Here is an 18,232-nt window from a genome sequence, read left to right as displayed (position 1 = left end):
ACCTCGCTAGCAAACTAGCGGGGTTCTTTTTTTTAGTGAGGAGACAAAAGGGTTTTAGTCGTCTTCTTTCTTGGGCGGATTGTAGGGTATATCAAGCGCATTGAGCTTGATGTGGAACTCTATAAGAACAGTATGTACTTCAACATCCGGAGCCACCCCAACAGTATATCGAATCATATATCCTGCAACAGCACTAATCTTATCCGAATCATACTCGTATGCTTCCCCTACACACGTCGTGTCTAGCCAGACTTCATAATGAACGTTCGGATATCGAGGATCGTCCCATTCATCGCCATCCCATATTCTAGCATCATTCCTCACTTTGGAACTCCCCAAACATTCTATGTCATACATACTACTTTTGTCATCAAAATTATATTCTGCTTTAAAGGCATCTAGATCCATCAAGTATTCTTCTAAATTCGTTTCTTCATCTTCTCGATCAATTCCTTTGCAACATCCTTTATCCAAGGTTTCAGGAGTATTTTCTTCTAGAACATAATGGTAAACAATGTCATGAAGTTCGTGCCATTCCTTCGGATGAGATGACTCCTTTGAAGATTCCTCATTTTCTGGGTTGGAGTATTTTTCGCCAAATGATTCTACATATTTTTCGAACTCGGGAACCGCTTCTACGTTTTTCCACCCGGCCACATTTTTGCGAATCGTTTCCAGTTGGCCGTTTGCCTTGGCTGATTTAGCCCAATTGGCAATTTTGGTTTTCATTTCGTTATCCCACTCACCCGTTTTAGCATAAGAATCCCCCAACGAGTCTATGCTATAAGTAAGATAAGCTTTCTTGTCTAAATTGGTCTGTGCCGACAAGAGCACACTTGCAGCCAAAAGTGCTGCGTTGCCATCTCCAGGCTTAAGGATATCCAAATCAGCAAAATCACCGACATCGTCTTTAATATCAAACAGCGCAAGGATCTCCTTTTTCGCCAGAGCCCTTGCTTCTGCCACAGGCATTTTCTTTTCTTCCACAAGATACATTATGCGGTCGTATTCAAGCTGCGTAAACACGTTAATATTCACGGTGCTACGTTTTTCCAAATTAACAAAGGCGTGTAGTCGAATGTCTTTGTTCGACTTTTTCCCAGTATGTTCATCTAGATAATTGCCCCACACACTGATTTCAATACATGGAGAAATCGTGTTGAGATTTTCAAGATTATACACTCCATTTTCCACACTACCTTTATAAACATACCCATTGCTTGTTATTCTTAACGTTTTGCAATTAAGTTCCCTGTATTCGACTACAGATTCAACGAACGGGCCTTTCTGCGCCACGCCAGTTAAAGTCATATTCTTAATTGCATATTCTTCGACACTAGAAGAATCCGCTTTTTCGGAGCTTGAAGATTCGATTTTCTCGTTCTTTTCAGAGCTCGAGGACTTCGCCTTTTTATCTTTGCTTGCAACCGAAGACGAAGAAACTCCTTCGTCACTGTCGGGATCTTCCTCTTCGAGGGATTCCTCCGTATCGCCCCCGGCAACACTGCTGCTGTCGTTACTGGAACAGCCTGTCACCATTAGAGAGGTGCAAAAGAACATCGTTGAAACAGACAGCAGACCCGCCCCAAGAAATTCAGACCATTTATTTTTCATTTTTTACCTTCCTATTGAAAAAAATTGAAATCCTTAATCTTCCCGCATATATTTTACGGGGACATCAAGCAAAAAACTATGTTCGGTATCAGGATCCGAATTCAAATAGTAGCGCACCCTATACACCGCATGCACATAAACACGTCCGTCGCTCCAACCACTCAGTGCCGTATCCAAAACAACGGTAGACTCGCCGTCTTCAATCGGATTCCAGCCTTCCCATTCACTACCGTCCCAAAGAATGCCTGCATCAGTGAGCTTACGCGCCACGTCTTCATTACCCTGATAGGCTGCATGGAATTCAGATTCTTCCATAGAACAATCATTGACTTCGATGTCCCATTCGCAGCGGCTAATGAGCGAATAACGTTTCTCTTCTAATTTTTCCAGCGCATTCTTATCTCGCCAACATTCTTCTTGAATGAAGTACGATACCGTGTCGCGAAGATCGTACCATTCCCTTGTATGACGCGCAACTTTTTTTCCACCGTCCGGTTCTGTAGTTTCGCCAGATTCAGTTTCATTGTCCGGTTCTGTAGTTTCAACAGGTGTTTCCGGTTCTGCGGGTTCTGTGGTTTCCGCGGGCTCTGCCGGTTCCGCCGGTTCTGCGGATTCTTCAGGTTCAGTAGATTCTTCAGGCGCAGTTTCGTCGCCAGATTCAGCCGGTTTTTCTGTTTCTGGAGTGGTTGTCGGCTTTTCTTCTGCGTCAGCAGTTTCTTCGGCTTCGGTATTTTCTTCGGCGTCAGCCGGTTTCTGTTCTTCAGATTCAGAGGCTTCAGCTTCTTCTTTCGACGTTTCTTCGGGCTTTGAGGATTTCTCTGCTTCCGAAGATTCGACTTCTTCGTCACTGCCGGATTCCACGACTTCGGAAGTTTCGTTCGCATCGAGAGCATCCAAGCTGCCATCGTCAACAGAGCAGCCCGTCACCACCAGAGACGTGCAGAGGTACATTGCCGAAACAGACAACAGGCCCGCGCCAAGAACTTCATACCATTTGTTTTTCTTTTTCATTTTCCCTTCTTTGTTGGAGTGTTTTTCACATCCCTCACACCTACAAATATAGGTAGATTTCAAGTCGTTGGAACACAAAATCAGCGTTTTTATTCAAATTTTACAGTTTTTATAGAAATTACTAAAAATTTAATAATCTAGAACACAAAGCAAGTATTCCAGGAATACAAAAAACCCTGCCATTTCTGGCAGGGCCGCTTTTTTAGAGAGTGAGGAGAAATTACTTTGTTATGTAGTAGCTGTATACATCCAGAATAAATCCATAACGTATTGTGCGCACACTACTAGTTTTCATTATCACTTCCGTCATCGGGTAAGCGACAACCGTATATACAAAATTCTTCAACCTTTTCGAGTAATAGTAAACACGAACCTTATCACCAATCCGAGAGATGTCCGCATCCACATCCGTATATGAATAGCCCCACAAGAATTCCATCAGGTCATTCCTGCTATATTCAAAGTTGCGAACGGCTACGTACCCGTAAGTAGTATCCAGCCATTCCTCTCTAAATCTGGTCAGGCTGTCGGTCGCTTCTTGATCTTCGTCCGCCGCCAACACATAGTTTCTAAGAAGAGTATCCTCATATTCTTTAGTCGTGTGGCGGATTCTCCAATTGACGACAATGGTGTCTTCATCGCAACGAAGGGCCAATCTTTCCACGCTGTTTCCTAACAAGTTTTCCAATTCCCAAGGAAAGACTTCATCAGCGCAAGCTGCAGAATCCTTTACAGAAACAGGGTTCGACGGTTCTCGCCTGGTGGACCTTATGGAATCGATCATCCTGTAAATTGCAGGATCAATTGAATCATAAACCGAGGAATCTCTTTTTACGGAATCCTGTACATCCGTTTTCGAAGTATCCTCTACAAAAGAGCTCGAGGATCTAATCGTATCGCGCTCCAGGGAATCCGCCTTCGCGGAACTATCCGCCTTTGCAGAACTAGACAGCACCGTATCGGCAACAGCCTCGCTGCTGCTAGAAGTCACAACGCTGTCGCGCGAGTCCTGCTTACTGCTGCTCGATTGCTTCGTGGAGTCAATCGCGGGCTCGCTTTCGGAACTTGTAATGACGTCGCTGGAAGACGATACTTCGACAGAAGACGAAGATTCATCGCTAGAAGAAGATTCTTCTTCGGTCGAATCAGCGGGTTCTACAGCGGGAATGTACTTTTCAAATGCGGGGATTTCGCCTGCGTAACCCATGTCTTCGATATTCTTGCGGATCGTCTCAAGTTCGCCACTTGCCGCAGCTTCTGCAACCCATTCTGCAATAGCCTTTTTCGTTTCGGAGTCTTTCCACTTACCGCTTTCGGCAAAGGAATCGTCGAACTTGTCGAGGCGTTTTACAAGACCGTCAACATCAGTATCGCCCTGCATCATCACGCTTACTGCCAAGAGCGCGGCATTACCGTCGCCCGACTCCAAGAGGTTCAGGTTTTCGAACGCTTCAAAGTCGCCCTTGATGTCGAAGGCTGCAAGCACTTCGCTTTCGGCCTGAGTCTTCGCCTTGGCCAGGGTCTTATTCTTTTCCTTCACGAGGTGCATCACGCGTTCGTATTCCAGGTTCGTAAGCAAGTTGACGTTCACGTTATCGCGATCCTTAAGGTCGGTCAGTGCACGCAGCGTCAATTCATTCTTCGTCTTTTTGCCAGTCACTTCGTTCAGGTACTTACCCGAAACTTCGATAACCGCGCAAGACGCATCGAGAGCAACGCTATCGAGAGCAAAATCGCCCTTGTCGCTCTTGATTGCGCCTTCAAAAACCTGATCCGTAAATTCCAGCGTCTTACAGTCGATACCGCGCACTGTCACGGTAGCGCCCTTCACAAACGGGCCCTTCTGGGCAACGCCTGCCACATCGGCCACAAAGCCGGCATCTTCCGAGACGCCGCCTGCAACGCCCTTGTCATCGGTACTGGAGCATGCAGCAAAGAGCGACATGCCTATAAATGCAGAAGCAAAGGCCAAGTTTTTCTTGGTCATCTTGCACAAGTTATTTTTCATTGTCTCCTTCCTTCTTAACTGAAGTCTTGCTTTCTTTTGCCAAAGGTTCACTCAGCGGGAACAGTTGCAAATTCAATCGGTAAACCTGTTCCGTCTCGTCGTCTTCCGAGGCAATCGCGATAATTCGGCGGCGGCAATCTGCGAGTTCCTTACGAATCCGTTCGTAAGATTTACGGGTGAGGCCCATGGTAAGGCCCGACATGTCGCGTTCCGAAAGCGGTAAATTGATTGCCTTTACGGCGAATTCGCCCATCTGGCGCTGCAAATCGCGGGCAGCCACAGGCACGGCGTCTACAGAGCCCATCGAAATCGCCTTGTCCGTCTGCTGGTAATTTCCGTTTTTGTCTTTTTTCAAGAGCTTTGCCCGCACCAAAAAGTCGAGCGTCTCCGTGACTTCGGCAGCGGTTATCGCGGGCTTTATCGCATGAGCCATTTCTAGCGGCTTTGCACCGGGCATATTTGGCGCAAGTTCTCGCAGCACCACGTTTTTCCACGATTTAAAATAATTGAACTCTTCGACCCCTAGCACACGCACCTTGTGAGCATTCGCAAGCGCACAGCGTTCCTCGAACGCGGCTCGTTTCGCCTCGTCCCCCTTCGCATGCGCGTACGAAACCATCAGCACAAAGTACGTGTGTTCGAACCCCACCAACCCCATAGCACTCGCTACGGAACCTGCAGCCCCTACGCTCAGGTTTTTCTTCCCCTCGCAGACATACTTCAGATATACCGCCGACGAAAACCCCGCGTCTCGCGCAAAGTCTCGCCAGGTAAACGCCGAAGTACGCTTGCGTTCATCGTAATAGTCCTGAATGAACTTACGATAATCGGTATATTCTACAATCTCCTTCATGGTCACAAATATAGACAAATTTTGATGATTTAGAACACAAATCTACGATTTACTTTTAAAATTTACCATTTTTGTCAAAAATTTTAAAAATTTAAGCAAAACAGAACACAATTCCGTATTCCAAGGACACGGGACTACCATCCTATTGACATTTCACTATACTTTTAGTATATTACTAAAGGTATATTACCAAAAGTATAGTGAGGTCATCGTGAAAAACCCGTTTTTGCTAGAGCCCTACACATCAAAGGAACTGTTCTGCGGCCGCGAACAGGAGCTCAAAGAAATCGTCTCTCTCTTAACGAATGGCTCCAACGTGACACTCATTTCGCCTAGACGTTACGGAAAAACAGGCCTAATTTTCAGAACATTTGAAGACCTCCGCGAGAAAAAATGCACCTGCATATATGCAGATATTTTCTCAGCTCAAAACCTAGATGATTTTCTCAAGATTCTTTCCGAAGCAATCGTTAATGCCGTAACAAGCGAGTCCATAATAAAAAAATTCTTCAACGCCCTTAAAAACGCAAGACCCACACTCAGTTACGATCCCATTTCCGGTAGCCCACAGGTTTCGCTTTCATTCCAAACAGACTCGCAAAAACATCCTACACTAAAATCCATTTTTGATTTTCTTGAAAAACAAGAAACGCAAATCATTTTTGCTATTGACGAATTTCAACAAATAAGAGAATTCAAAGAAACAAATACCGAAGCCCTACTGCGGACATACATCCAACAATTACACCATGTAAAATTCATTTTCTGCGGAAGCAAAAAACATTTAATGGCAGACATGTTTACCAACGCAAAGAAACCTTTTTATGAAAGTTCAAGAACAATCTATATCAACCGTATAGACGCAGATAAATACAAGGCATTTATTACAGGTCTCTTCAAAAAGGCAGGCAAATCCATTGACGACGACGCCGTCGATTTTATCTTGGGTTGGACAAAACGGCACACTTATTACACTCAATTCGTCTGCAACCAGGTTTTTGCGGATTCATCCCAAAGGATTACGTTAGAAGATGTAAAAAAAGTCGCATCCAGAATTCTTCGGTTCGAAACAACAAACTTCATAGAGCGTCGCAATCTGATTACCGAGAAACAGTGGAAATACCTCGTCGCAGTCGCCAAAGAAGGCGAAGTCAAAAAGCCGACCGCGGCAGATTTCTTGATGAAATACAAAATCGGAAACGCGGCCACCGCAAAGAAAATCCTCACTGCCCTTGTCGAAAAGGAACTGCTGCTAGAGCAAAACGATTTAAACGGGAAAGCTTATAGTGTCTATAACGTATTTATGTCCCGCTGGATGGAATCGCTTTAAGCACACAAAAAAAGCCTCGCTAGTTTCCTAGCGAGGTCTCTCTCCTAACCTTCCCTCAGCCCGAACACTCCCGGGTCCAAATTTTGAGGGAATCAAATGTATTTTACTTTGTCTGTTCTAATTCTTTACGCAACGCACGTAAGCTTCTTTTAGCGGTTCTTCTTCAACACGATAATCGTAGGGAGAGACTTCCACATAATAGTCACCTATCGGCGTCGGAGTAAGATAACTTTCAATTTCTTCGCGTTCTTCTTCATCATCAATTATTTCAAGCAAGAGCTGATAGTAAGCAGCCTCGTCTTCATCCGGCACGCTTATATGGTAAGAACCTTGCTTGTAAGAATGGTAATAGACTTCCAAGTACACCGTATCCACCGGCATAAGGTTAAAATCAAACTTGTTGTAGTACACGCCAATCAAATCTTTTCCAAAGGCCGCATCTATATCAGAAGTTCTCCAGTTTTCGTTAAGCAAGTTTTTAACGTCGCCGACATAATCCACCAAGGCTCTCCAATCCTCGGTACTGGACACATGCCAACCTTCGGGACAGACCCCCTGGTGAGTCTCACCAATCAAGCTGTCGTCAACGACATCCGTCATGTACTTGTCATCAAGTTGCATGGCTTCCGTCCAAGTATAGAGTCCATCAGATTCATACTTGAGTTCTTCGGCCATCCATTCATACTTTTTCCCTTCGTATTCAAAGCTCACGGTCTTGTACTTATGTCCGTCACGCGGGTCGGTCATAGTTCCCGTTTTGTGGTCAACCGGAATCTTGAGAGAATCGATATATCCCTTTGTCTGCAAATCCCAATAATACCCATTGCAAAGGAAATAGCCCGAGTCAACAAGCTCTCCGTCAAGCACCATGGCCTTATCCAGCTTTCTGTATTCGCCCCAAAGGTCGGCGGTACAGAGTTCCAAATCCATATAATTCAAGAAGACTAGAATGCCGAAATCGTATTCACTCTTCAAGAAACGGATGCTTAATTCACCCGGGTTTGCCTCGTCCTTTCTCTTGATATCATCTTCGTCTACATCCATCATGTTGCTCCATTCCTTGGCAGAGCTATAGCCTTCGCCAGCGAGATCCTGCATAATCGAATCTGCGAGAACACCGTCATCGGCAAAGTCATTGGTAAATCCATCGATATAATCTTGCAATTTGGAGCAATCGATATCGTCATCAGCATTATACCAATCGTGCCAATAATTCCATTCAGGCTGTTCATCTATAATTCGGCTAAGATTGTAGAGCGTTCTGTCGCCATCCGAAGAATTGTAGATGTTCAAGTCTTCTGCAGAGGAAACATCGATCTTGACACCGAACGCGGCAAAGACTTCCTTTGCGGCTTGCTTTTTGGCTTCGGCAAAGGTCTTGCCCTCCTTGACCAGATTCAGGACACGCTTGTATTCAAAATGAGTCAAGAGGTTGATGTTTACCGTTTCGCGTTTTTCCAAATCAGATACGGCATCGAGACGCATCGGGCAGCTAGATGCCTCACCCGTGTATTCACGCTCATAGTGACCCTCTACAGAAAGAAGCGCGTACTGGCTTTCCAAATCGATATTGTCAAACTTGAAATCGCCCTTGTCGCTGACAGTCTTGGTGGTAAATTCCCTGCCTGTAGGTTCAAAACTTCCGTCTTTCGAAGTTTCCCTAAGGGTCACTTCAGAACCCTTTACAAAAGGACCCTTCTGCGACACGCCGGCAATCTTCTTGTCCGAAATGGCGATAATGCCTTCCGCTTCTTCGCTCGTACCAGCGGACTTCGAGTCCACATTGGAGCATGCCGTGAGCGACGCGCCCAAAGCAAGCGCCAAGACAAGCCCCGTTTTCTTCTCGTCAAAAAAGTGAATCATTTCAAGCTCCTTTACCCAAATCAGTCGGGTTACAATTTAAATTTTCAGATAGCGGGAAAAGTTGCATGTTCAAGCGGCAAACTTTTTCCACCTTTTTGTCAGCCGAGACAATCGACACGATGCGCTTGCGGCACTCCGTGAGTTCCTCGATGACCTTCTCGTAGCTTTCGGCAGTCATGCCCATGGTAACGCCGCTAAAGTGGCGCTCCGAAATAGGCAACTTGTCCAAAGCCTCGAGCGCGAATTCGCCCATCTGGCGCAGCAGCGAATGCACCGCCACCGAAACCACCTTCAAGCGCCCCGTCGTAATCGAATGACTCGTCTGGTGGTAAATGCCCTTGGCATCTATCGTCAGGAATCCGGCATTCAAAAGGAATCGCAAACTGCTGCTTACGTCAGCTGCCGAAATAGGCAACCGGCAAGCCTTCGCGATTTCGTGCGGTTTCGCCCCGGGCATCGCCACGGCCAATTCACGGACCACGGAATGTTTCCACGTTTCATAGAACGTGTACATCTCGCTGCCCAGAATTTTCACGTGATGCGCAGAACTCAAGGCCTCCATTTCCTCGAAGCACTTCTTTTTCTCTCGATCTGTCTTTGCGTTTTCGTATCGAACCATCAAAACGAAGTAGTCGAATTCAAACCCCAGCAACCCCATTGCCAAGGCCGTTTTCTTTGCTCCCTCTTCCCGAAGTCGAGTCTTACCGTCGCAAACAAGCTTCAGGTAGGACCCCGATGCGAAACCCGCAATCTTCGCAAACTCGCGCCATGTAAACGCCGAGGTGCGCTTGCGCTCGCGGTAGTAATCGAGTACGTACTCGCGATAGTCTTTGTATTCAATAACTGATTTCATCATGACCATAAAATAGAATTTTAAAAAACGCCATGCAACATTTTTCTTAAAACAGAATTTGCGTTTTTAAGTAAATTTCGCCACTTTATATCCGAATGCAAAAATTTTTAGCAATCTATAAAACAAAGTTCAAAATCCATGAAACAAAATCCTCAAAACACAAAACAAAAAGGCTCCCGCATTTCGCGAGAGCCCTCAATTCACTTTTAAAGGTCGTATTTTACCGCTTCAGCAGCATTACCTTGTCTGTCACACGGCCATTCACCTGCAGCACACCGATATAGCGACCGCGAACGACACCCTCGGCAGCGACAGTTTCGAAATACTCACCCGCTGCACGGCGTCCTAGGTCAAAGGCCTTCACGACGCGGCCCTGCATATCCATGAGCAAGAACTTTACCGCACCCGCGTCAGGAATTCCGAAGTGGAGAGCCACATGAGCGTCGCGGAACGCAGCACCGAGCGAATGCATCACCACGACATTGCGAACGCGGGCACCCGTCGTTTTTTCAATGGTGAGTTCAACGCTGGCTGTCCTGCTCCAGAGCGTATCGGAATCGAAAAGGATTCCCACACGGTAAGAGATGACAAACGTTCCGGAAGGCGATTTTTCGTTTTCCAGAGAATCGAGCAAGGCCTCACTTGCAGAATCCAGCTTAAGCACCTTCTTCGCCGTAGAATCCATCACGAAGGCGCCCGCAAGCAGTTCGGCACGGATATCCTTCGCGAGAGGTTTGGCGCTATAGAGAAGTTCCCCATTCGAAGCAACCGGCGGATTCGGCATGTTGCGAAGCTGCGGGTAACTCATGCCTTCGGCGATGTACCAGACCGAATCAAAGTCGAATGCGGCAAAAGACTTCTGCATTTTCATCTGAGCATCGGTCAGGCCCTTTCCGACAATCATTGAATCACTGCAGGCTTCGGCTAAATAGTAATACTCATCCGAGGGTTTCGTTCTTGCAGGCAAGCCATCGCAGAAACGGATGCCGTCTTTAAACGCGCTTCCAGAAGAGTATCCTCTTACCTCTGCATCATTGCCGTTAATTTCGACAAAACCAAAACCATAGTACGAATCTATAGCAAGCACATCACCCGTCGAATAGCAGTCTTCTATTACAGACTGGTTGTTATGGGCAAAGCTACCCGTGCCTTCGACATTTCCTGTAGAATAAGACTGTCGAATTGTTCCATCGTTTCCACCGACAAAACTGGCGGCACTATATGCATTTCCGGTCGCAAAAGAGCGTTCAACCAAGCCTTTGTTGTGGCCAACAAAAGCTCCAGAATAGCTGAACGTTCCCGTTCCTTCAGCGTTTCCGGTGGCATAGCATTCCGAAATAGTTGTTTCGTTCAAGCCGACCAAGCCGCCGACATAATGATCTCCAGCAACATCGACAGATGCATGCAGCCCTTTCAATTCTTTGCTGTAAGCCTTAGCAATCAAGCCACCTACGTAGAGGGCTCCTTTTGCATTGATAACGCCCGACGCCGTAGAATTTTTGACCATTCCGCTATCGACTGCGACAAGGCCTGCAACGCCTTGCACATCATAATATACCGAGATTTCCCCACCATCTTCGTAATAAATGGAGAAACCTTCTGAAGATGATTTCTGTCCAGATACATCAACATTCACAGAGCTCTTATCAATCGTTCCACCAGGAGCATTTAACCCGGCAATGCCACCTACGAAGCCAGAGTTTTCCTTTACGTTCGCCTTAACAGAAACATTCTTGATGGTTCCCCAGTTCAACGCGGCAACACCGGCGGCACTTGCACCCCCAATCCACTGCGCATCGATTTTGGCATTGGCAATGGTTCCGTAATTCAAGTGTGCAATGCCAGATACGAGTCTGCCACCATTGATTTTTCCTTTAACCGATACATTCTCGATGGAACCATAGTTCCTGAACACGAACCCCGCACTTTGATAAACACTGTCCATCACAATGTCGACATCTACATTCCGGATAGCACCATGGTTCACCGTAGCAACGCCACCTATTTTCATTCCAAAGTCTTCGCGACCGACAGAATAGCCCTTGAACGTCAAGCTGTCTACAACCGCAGATTTGGCAACCGTATCAATAAATCCTACAGTCTTGTTTTCTTTATCCCAAAATCCTGTGTACAGGCTATCGATGCTATGGCCACCACCATGGAATTCGCCGGTAAAAGCACCGGTATCCTGTTTTGTGTAACCGCCAAGGACAACACCGTAACAGTTGCAGAATTCTTCCAACACATCGTACTTACCAATAGGCTTGAATCCTGTTCCACCGACAGCAAAACGCTCATCCGTCCTGGAAGCGGCGGCATCGATATCGTTAGCCAAGCGATAAACGGCCGACAGCTTGTATTTTCCGAATCCGATTGATTTCAAGTCTCCGTAGGTCTTGATCAAGAACGGGTCTTTTTCCGTACCGGAACCGGCCATTTTCATCATGGTCTGATCCACAGCCTGATTCGGATAAATCTTTTCCTTCATTGTCTTGGATATATAGTAAGGCTTAGTCAGCCACGACAAATAGGGATAAGTCGAATCTGCTGCGATCTTCCAGGTTGAATCGAAATCCCAGCCTTCGTAGTTTTCCTTCTTGACCATCTCTGTTGTATTGCGGAGATCCCCCGCAGCCGTCGTATTAACATACCAGAGTGTCGTATCATAATAGACCGAGGTGTAGGTCGACTTGTTGTCAGAGCCCGCAAGGCCACCCCATTTAGAATCGCCTACGACTTGACCTGCGGCAAACGAGTTTTTCACGATTGCCTTGTCAGAAGAACCTACCAAGCCGCCTATATTCTTTGTTCCCGAGACATTTGCGATAGAATAGCAATCCGTTACGCTGGCCTCGCCCAAAAAGCCCACGAGACCGCCCACGTTTTCCTTGCCCGAGACCAGGAATCTAGAAGCGCTCCTCACGACAGAGCCGGCAGATTTCTTACCGGCAAGAGAGCCAACGTAATTTTCGCCGGCAACATCATACTTGATAAAGATGTTTTCGACCGTCGCGCCGTTATCGACACCGGCCAGGACGCCGACATAGTTCTTACCACGGATGGCACCCCTAGTACGCGCAGGTCCATACGAATAGCTTTCTCCAAGATACGAAGCCGTATCAAAGACAACGTTGCTTACCTTGGCACCCTTCGCCAGAGCCCGGAAAAGTCCCACCGAATCTTCGTCGGGGCGGTTGATATTCAAGCCCGCAATAATCTTGTTGTTTCCGATGAACACACCGCTGAATTCACCGATCGGCTCGAAGCCCTTACACAAGGTGCTGTCAGCATTGCAGTTTTCCTTGAACGAAGCCGTAGCATTGATATTGCCCATCAGCTTGTAGTAGGCATCAAGGCCGTATTCATATTTACCGACATACTTGAGATCATCGTAATCGTAAATCTTGTAGGGGACCGTTTCGGTGCCGGCGCCGGCGAGCACGTTTACCGTACCGTCGTCTACGAGCATACCCGGCAAAATCGGGTCCATGCCCTTGAAGTACGGATAAGAAACGCCGTTCTGAATTTCCCATACCGTTTCAAAGTCATAATCCTTATACGTCGACTTCAACAGCATTTCCTCAGTCGTCTTGCCCTTTCGGCCAATTCCTGCAACGGTACTGTCAAAGAAACAGGTGCTGTCATCCACCGAACTGCCACCATGTTCAACAATTCCTTCGGCAGCAGATCTGGGAGACTTGATCATGCTTGCCGAATAAACGCGATAGATATTCGGAATCATGTCACCATAGCTGTAATCGTAATTGTAGCCGATAACGCCACCGACGTCTTCGTGACCCTTGACAACGTTAACGGAGAATGCGTCCGTCAATTCAAAGTAAGCTTCTATGCTGCCGACCAGGCCGCCGACATTCTCTGTACCCTTGACTTTTCCGGTAGTCCCGACATAGGTAACACTATCTGCAATACCGTAACCAATCAAGCCCCCTACGGACCATTCACCCTGAACATCGCCGTTTAAAGACACGACATGGCTCACGACCGCATTGCGCGATTCGCCAATCAAGGCGCCCACGACCCAGGAGCCCACAACCTTCGCATTTTCAAGCGTCAAGTTCTGGATCACGGCACTTTCAACAAATCCAAACAGTCCTGTAAAGTCGCGGGTGGGCTTGTCAATGACCAAATTCTTGATGGTATGGTTCTTGCCGTCAAACGTTCCGTGGAAAATATGCACGCTATCGCCAATGGGTTCAAAATTCAAGCCCTTAGCATCGATATCGGCTGTCAGTTCATAATTACCCAGCAGCGGGTAAGCGATATCGTGTCCAATTTTCTGGAGTTCAGCAAAAGTCGAAATTTCAATCTTGTTCGGGATTGCCACATGGCTCGACGTTCCCCACACCGTATCCTTACCGACGACCACGCCAATTCTATAACCATAGTACAAGGAATCCCTGCAAAGGGTGTCGTCTACAAATACCGGCTGCACAGAGCCTGTCCACTTTCCTACAAGCTCACCTTCTACGTCAATGAGCGCGGCAACCGTCGGAGTCTCTTGCCACTTAGCTGCCACCGTCGGGACCGCAATCGGAACAAGTGACCTTTTCGAGAAATCATTTTCTTTCAGATAGGGAAACGACTTGCCATCGTCTATATCCCAGGTTTTAATAAAGTTTCCTGTGGGGCTAGTGCAATAACCTATATATTCGTAATAAGCGCAGGTGTCCGTACCATCGATCACATATTCTTCGTAGCCCACGGTATCCCAGCCCACATAAGAATCCCATTTCAACATCTGGGCAGTCGTAAGGCCGACTCCACCGGCGCTCGAGTCAATGCCCGAAATCTCGGTATTCCAATAAGAGCTAACAATTGAATCGGGAGAACCCCCAATCAATCCGCCGACATCGCTTTTTCCCTGGACCGAAACGACCGCATAAGAATGGAAAACGCCAGCATAGGAACCGGCAATGCCACCGACATACTGTTCCCCTTTCACCGAGCCAAAGGCATACGAATTCATCACACGGCCGTCGGTTCCGACAATGCCACCGACATCCGAACTACCTTCAACGTTACCAAGGGCATACGAATACAGAACGGCGCCCTGCGCGTTGTCGCCAACAATGCCGCCAATATCATCGTCAAAAGTGTATCCGTAAGAAATCAAGTTCATCAAGGATACGCATGAATAAACGCCTCCCTTGGAGTAGCCCGCTACGCCACCCACATCATCAACATCCGGCATTCCCGGGATAATCGAGCCGGTAGAACGGGTACGCCTCACAGCGCCCGTCAAATAACCGACGATACCGCCCACATCCTTTTTCAAGGCAATGATTTCTGCATCGACAAAGGCGCTATCGAGATCCATGTCCAGCTGGCCGACAATGCCCCCCACCCGCTGCGAACCTTTGATGGTCCCCTGGAAAGAGGCATTCACAATAGTCGCGCCTTCGTTATATTCCTTCGTGGCGTGGCCGACAATGCCGCCCACGTAATTTTGCCCTTGGACAAAACCGTTTGTCACCTTGACGTTCCTGATCTTTCCCACGGACTTTGCAGCAACCGTCGCCACATAGTTCGATTCGGACACCCTGCCCGTCACGTTGACATGGTCAAAGTTCAGGTTAGAAACGGAACCGCCCAAGTATGCAATAAAAGCCACATCCCTTTCGCACGGGAGCCAAAGATTCAAGTTGCTGATGGTGTGGTTCTGGCCATCGATATTTCCCCAGAAGATAATGCTGTCGGCGGCATCCTTGTTCTTGCCGATAGGAATAAAGCCGTTACAGCCATCCGCATTGCACATCTCGTTCATCGAAGCCGAGGCATCGATGTCCTTTGCCAAAGCATAATCCGAAGAATACAGATAGGCGCCCGTGCCTATCGCCTTCAAGTCTTCGTAGTCTTCAATCTGGAATGGATTTTTAGCAGAACCGGCCCCCTTCATGGTACCGTTTGCGGCAAAAGACTGAATCGCAAACAATGACAATACGGCCGAAACAACGAACCCAAATTTCATAATTCTCCTCGCTTATTTTAACAAAAATATACATTAATCCTGCCCATTATACAATGCCCTATAAAAAGGAACCCTCGGCGATTGCCGAGGGTTTCCCTTGATTTGCTTTTAGACTAGTCTTACGAGAGTCTGGAAATCATGTAACCGGCGCAAACTGCAGTACCGATCACGCCAGCCACGTTCGGGCCCATAGCGTGCATCAGCAAGAAGTTCTGCGGGTCATACTTGGCACCTTCCACCTGAGAAACACGGGCGGCCATCGGCACGGCGGACACGCCGGCGGAACCGATGAGCGGGTTCACAGGGTTCTTGGGAGTGCACTTGTTCATGATCTTGGCAAGGAAGAGGCCTGCAGCGGTCGAGAAACCGAAGGCCACCACACCCATAGCGATAATCATGAGAGTCTGCGGACGCAAGAAGATGTCGGCAGACATCGTGAGACCCACGGAAGTTCCGAGGAAGATAGTCACGATGTTCATGAGTTCGTTGGAAGAAGTCTTCACGAGACGTTCCACGACACCGGCTTCCTTGAAGATATTGCCGAGCATGAGCATGATGATCAAGGCAGATGCATCGGGCACCACGAGGATGCACACAATCATCACCATCACAGCGAACACGATACGTTCGGCCTTGCTGACCTTGCGGAGAGCCTTCATGCGAATCTTGCGTTCCTTGTCGTTGGTCATCAGGCGCATGATAGGCGGCTGGATGAGCGGCACAAGGGCCATGTAGGTGTAAGCAGCCACGGCGATGGGGCCGATGAGGTGCTTAGCAAGTTTGTTCGCAGTGAAGATAGAGGTCGGACCGTCGGCACCACCGATGATACCGATAGAGGCCGCTTCACCGAGAGTAAAGCCACCGAAAGCCACGGCGCAGAACATCGTCGCGAACACGCCGAACTGAGCGCCACCGCCGAGAAGCAGTGTACGCGGGTTAGCGATAAGCGGTCCGAAGTCCGTCATGGCGCCCACGCCCAAGAAGATGATGGGCGGGAAGAGTTCCAGGTGGATACCCTGGCTGATGTAGTAATAGAGGCCGGCCGTCGGGGTAAACATACCTTCGATGCTCCAGCCGCCATCGTAGAATCCCGCGCTCGGGATGTTCACCGCCAGTGCGCCGAGCGAAATCGGCAAGAGCAGCAGCGGCTCGTACTTTTTGACAATCGCCAAGTACATCAAGACGAAACTCACGATCCACATGATCACCATCGAAGGGGTGACGTATGCGAATCCGGTGTCGCCTGCGAACTCAACGACCGATTGCAAGAGTGAACTCATTTATCTGTACCTCTTAGGCGATAGTCATCAGGGTCTGGCCGTCGACGACGGTGTCGGTTTCCTTGACGGCGATGGAGTTCACGGTGCCGGCGCACGGAGCGACGACCGGGTTTTCCATCTTGAGGGCTTCGATGATAGCCACTTCCTGGTTGGCGGTAACGGTGTCACCGACCTTGACCTTCAGCTTGAACACGGAACCGGCCAGCGGGCTCTTGACTTCGGTACCACCGGCGGCGGCAGGAGCGGCAGCGGGAGCAGCGGCCGGAGCGGCAGCGGCAACCGGAGCAGCGGCAACGGCTGCATTGGAATCAAGAACTTCTACTTCGACATCGTAGGTCTTGCCTTCGAAACTGATACGGACGGTTTTCTTCATTTTGTTATTTCCTGGCTTAAAAGCCTGTTGAGTTTTTAAAGGTTATCCTTACTTGACGATTGTCCAAGCAGGGGAGTTAATGTTTCTGTAAGCAGTCACGCGGCAGGGCTGACCAATAGCCTGGGTCGCCGCTGCAGTCACGAGGGCGAGGAACTGGTCGTTGCTCATACCCGGGTGTTCTTCGAGGGCTGCCACGGCGGCAATGCCGAGGAAAGCCTGGAGCTGCTTGTTGGTAAAGCCCGGATGGACGCTCTTGGCGTTCGGATCCCAGTCACAGTGGGCAGGGCCGATCGTCTTGGGAGCGGCGGCAGCGGCCGGAGCGGCCTTGACCGCAGGTGCCGGAGCCTTGTCCTTGTTGAGGCCGAGCTTGGCCATAATGAAGTTCATGAGGTAGCAGAGCACCGTGAGGCCCACGATGACGCACATCACCACGATAAGACCGGTCGCCTGGAATTCAATCAGGGAGCCGATACCGAAGGTTTCGGAATCACCCTTGCAGCCCTGTTCGGTCGAGAATTCGCCCTTGCAGTAGGTGGAACCAAGTTTGGCCTTGGCGATGGGGAGCACCTTGTGGCCGCCGGCGTTCTCGATGGAATCGCGCACGTCGCGGGCAAGGACTGCCTGGTCATAGGTCTTGTAGAGAACAGAATGGTTACCAGAGTGGTTTTCCACGATCTTGTAAACCATGTCGTCATTCATACCCGGCATGGAGAGCTGTTCCTGAACCTGGGCGGCATCGGAGGGGAGCATGAGTCCGAGCTGTTCGTCGAACTTGCCCTTCACCTTTGCTTCAGGCTGCGGAGCAACGAGAGCCGGCTGCTGCACTTCCGCTTCCGGAGCTGCGGCGGGAGCCACTTCTTCGACTTCGGGTGCATTGGTCTGTGTTTCGTTCATATTGGACTTAATCCATTCTTATGGGTTTCTGTTTTGTAAAAATCAGCGCGGGAAAATATAGAAAACGGCGAGAGACGCGTTAAATCGACGTGAGAGTTGTGGCTTCAAAAGCCCCCTTGTCACGGCGAACCAAATTGTAAAGATTTATAAACATTCTTTAGGGC

11 protein-coding genes are annotated in these 18,232 nt (G+C 48.5%); 1 reads left to right on the top strand and 10 read right to left on the bottom strand.

Annotated features, from left to right (window positions below):
* Nucleotides 1-54: 54 nt before the first annotated feature.
* The 4 genes from B7989_RS01690 to B7989_RS01675 all read right to left on the bottom strand — a co-directional run bounded on the left by B7989_RS01690 (nt 55) and on the right by B7989_RS01675 (nt 5,486).
* On the bottom strand, nt 55-1,614 hold the full coding sequence (locus B7989_RS01690) for a hypothetical protein (protein WP_088626897.1): 1,560 nt from the start codon (nt 1,612-1,614) through the stop codon (nt 55-57).
* A gap of 33 nt (nt 1,615-1,647) precedes the next feature.
* Nucleotides 1,648-2,625 (bottom strand): hypothetical protein, encoded by a 978-nt coding sequence (locus B7989_RS01685; protein ID WP_088626896.1) that lies wholly within the window; start codon nt 2,623-2,625, stop codon nt 1,648-1,650.
* A 220-nt stretch (nt 2,626-2,845) separates the two neighbouring features.
* Nucleotides 2,846-4,633 carry a hypothetical protein gene (locus B7989_RS01680; protein WP_088626895.1) on the bottom strand — a complete coding sequence of 596 codons (1,788 nt, stop codon included), beginning with the start codon at nt 4,631-4,633 and terminating at the stop codon, nt 2,846-2,848.
* Nucleotides 4,623-5,486 carry a TIGR02147 family protein gene (locus tag B7989_RS01675; protein ID WP_088626894.1) on the bottom strand — a complete coding sequence of 288 codons (864 nt, stop codon included), beginning with the start codon at nt 5,484-5,486 and terminating at the stop codon, nt 4,623-4,625. Before B7989_RS01675 ends, B7989_RS01680 begins: the two co-directional genes overlap by 11 nt.
* A gap of 211 nt (nt 5,487-5,697) precedes the next feature.
* Here B7989_RS01675 and B7989_RS01670 point away from each other — a divergent pair, with 211 nt between their 5' ends.
* Entirely contained in the window at nt 5,698-6,816 is a 1,119-nt protein-coding gene (locus B7989_RS01670; protein ID WP_088627341.1) for an ATP-binding protein, read from the top strand.
* Nucleotides 6,817-6,933: 117 nt separating this feature from the next.
* Here the strand turns inward: B7989_RS01670 and B7989_RS01665 are convergent, their stop codons facing one another.
* The 6 genes from B7989_RS01665 to B7989_RS01640 all read right to left on the bottom strand — a co-directional run bounded on the left by B7989_RS01665 (nt 6,934) and on the right by B7989_RS01640 (nt 18,068).
* A complete protein-coding gene (locus B7989_RS01665; protein ID WP_088626893.1) occupies nt 6,934-8,679 on the bottom strand; it encodes an FISUMP domain-containing protein in 1,746 nt (581 codons plus the stop codon).
* 1 nt (nt 8,680) lies between these two features.
* The gene (locus B7989_RS01660) at nt 8,681-9,535 is read right to left on the bottom strand and encodes a TIGR02147 family protein (RefSeq protein ID WP_088627340.1); all 855 of its coding nucleotides are present in this window, start codon (nt 9,533-9,535) and stop codon (nt 8,681-8,683) included.
* Between the two features lie 217 nt (nt 9,536-9,752).
* On the bottom strand, nt 9,753-15,521 hold the full coding sequence (locus tag B7989_RS01655) for a GLUG motif-containing protein (RefSeq protein ID WP_088626892.1): 5,769 nt from the start codon (nt 15,519-15,521) through the stop codon (nt 9,753-9,755).
* A gap of 119 nt (nt 15,522-15,640) precedes the next feature.
* Nucleotides 15,641-16,801 carry a sodium ion-translocating decarboxylase subunit beta gene (locus B7989_RS01650; protein ID WP_088626891.1) on the bottom strand — a complete coding sequence of 387 codons (1,161 nt, stop codon included), beginning with the start codon at nt 16,799-16,801 and terminating at the stop codon, nt 15,641-15,643.
* Nucleotides 16,802-16,814: 13 nt separating this feature from the next.
* On the bottom strand, nt 16,815-17,174 hold the full coding sequence (locus B7989_RS01645; protein WP_088626890.1) for an acetyl-CoA carboxylase biotin carboxyl carrier protein subunit: 360 nt from the start codon (nt 17,172-17,174) through the stop codon (nt 16,815-16,817).
* A 48-nt stretch (nt 17,175-17,222) separates the two neighbouring features.
* Entirely contained in the window at nt 17,223-18,068 is an 846-nt protein-coding gene (locus tag B7989_RS01640; protein ID WP_088626889.1) for a hypothetical protein, read from the bottom strand.
* Nucleotides 18,069-18,232: the final 164 nt, after the last annotated feature.

It is taken from the genome of Fibrobacter sp. UWB5 (assembly GCF_002210295.1).
Classification (GTDB): domain Bacteria; phylum Fibrobacterota; class Fibrobacteria; order Fibrobacterales; family Fibrobacteraceae; genus Fibrobacter.
The sequence above is the reverse complement of the archived record's forward strand: the minus strand, read 5'-3'. Positions and strand labels throughout refer to the sequence as shown.